We start from the raw sequence: 1,689 nt of genomic DNA, 5'->3' as shown, positions 1-1,689 counted from the left end.
TTGGAGGTACTCAGGCGGCCTGATTATCAAATCACGGAGAAAGAATTGCTGGCGGCCTGGGTATTATTCGCCAATCAGTTGCTCAAATATGGCTATGCTATGGCTGATTTATGAGGGGATCCTTCAGGACTTTGCTGCCTGAAATACAATTGCGGCCAATTAAGACTGAAGAAGTTATTCAGCGCATTGAAGATCCCACAATGTGGCCGATGGAAATTTGGGACGGCAAACCACGACTGTCGGTTGCGGGTGTACAACCTAAATTAAACTTGTTTTATAACGGTGAAGAATTTGCATTTGCCGAAGGCGTGCTGTCATCGACCCATATAGTTAAATTCGAAAAATATCGCCATTTAGTGCTCAATGAATTTATGACGATGCGCCTAGCTAAGGCGATTGGAATGAATGTGGCGAATGTTGATATCGTTCATTTTGGCCATTACAAAGTACTCTGTGTCGAACGCTTTGACCGACGTTATATGCCAAATGAGCAAAGGGTATTAAGAAGGCATATTGTCGATAGCTGCCAAGCACTTGGTTTTAGTGTTAGCAAAAAATATGAACGTAATTTTGGTTCAGGGCGTGATGTTAAAGATATTCGTGAAGGGGTAAGTTTTAACAGGCTCTTTAGTCTTGCTGCAACATGCCGTAATCCAGTGGCTGCTAAGCAAGACATGTTGCAATGGGCGCTGTTCAATTTACTGGCCGGTAATGCCGATGCACACGGTAAAAACTACTCATTTTTTATGACGCCAAGCGGAATGGAGCCAACTCCTTGGTACGATTTGGTCAGCGTGGCTATGTATGAAGATTTTGAACAACAGCTTGCGATGGCAATTGATGACGAATTTGATCCAAATAGCATTTACGCGTATCAATTGGCTGCATTTATTGATGGCTTAGGTTTACCAAGAAATTTATTAATCAGTAACTTAACGACAATAGCGCGAAGAATACCGCAGGCAATAGATGGTGTGATTTCAATGCTCCCGCCCCTTGATGAAGATGAAGCATCATTTGTGGCTCATTACAAAGCGCAGTTGCTGGCGAGATGTGATCGTTACTTTAGTTTTGCCGCCGATGTCAGGGATGTGGAAGTTTAGCTCTAGCTAAAGCTTATGACCCAGCGGTAATTTCGTAGGGAAAGGGGCACTCCTGTCATCTTGGCTTTGTTTGTTAATCTATAGAGAGTTGAGCATATCCCATAATTCTTGATTGCTTTTAAAGGCAAAATCAAAGTCGTGGGGCTTCATCCCACACCTGATCTAGGAGGACTGCTCATCCTATCCTCCTTGCTATTGTTTTCACAAGCAGCCAAGACGTCCCTAGCGAAGTTACATGCATTGACTCTCTATTTATAAAGCAGGGCTTCGTGCTTATTCGAAAATCGCTAACGCTTCCGATGGTACATCCTGTACCTCGAAAGCTACGCAGACGTCCTGTCTGCGTCACGCTATTTTCTTCAACGCCCTTCAGCAACTTCGCAGGGGAGGGTGAACTTCTGTAATCTCGGTGTCTGTTAATGCCAAAAGAGTTATGGATGCTGAGATGGTCACCTCGGTCTCGGCATCGCAATGTGCCATGATTTAGGTGCACAAAATCTGACTCGAGGTGACCGATATGAACTATAAACTCATCAGCATTGATTTGGCAAAAACTGTCTTCCAAGTCGCAGCCTTTAACCCAGAC

At 44.1% G+C, this 1,689-nt stretch carries 1 pseudogene; it reads left to right on the top strand.

The features are described from left to right. Window positions 1-131: 131 nt before the first annotated feature. Window positions 132-1,103 (top strand): annotated as a pseudogene (locus K5Q99_RS21705) (HipA domain-containing protein); the annotation flags it as partial. Between the last annotated feature and the right edge of the window lie 586 nt (window positions 1,104-1,689).

The sequence above is a fragment of the Shewanella hafniensis genome, from assembly GCF_019655335.1.
GTDB classification, from domain to species: Bacteria; Pseudomonadota; Gammaproteobacteria; order Enterobacterales; family Shewanellaceae; genus Shewanella; species Shewanella hafniensis.
Note: the sequence above shows the minus strand (reverse complement) of the source record. Positions and strands in the feature narration are given on the sequence as shown.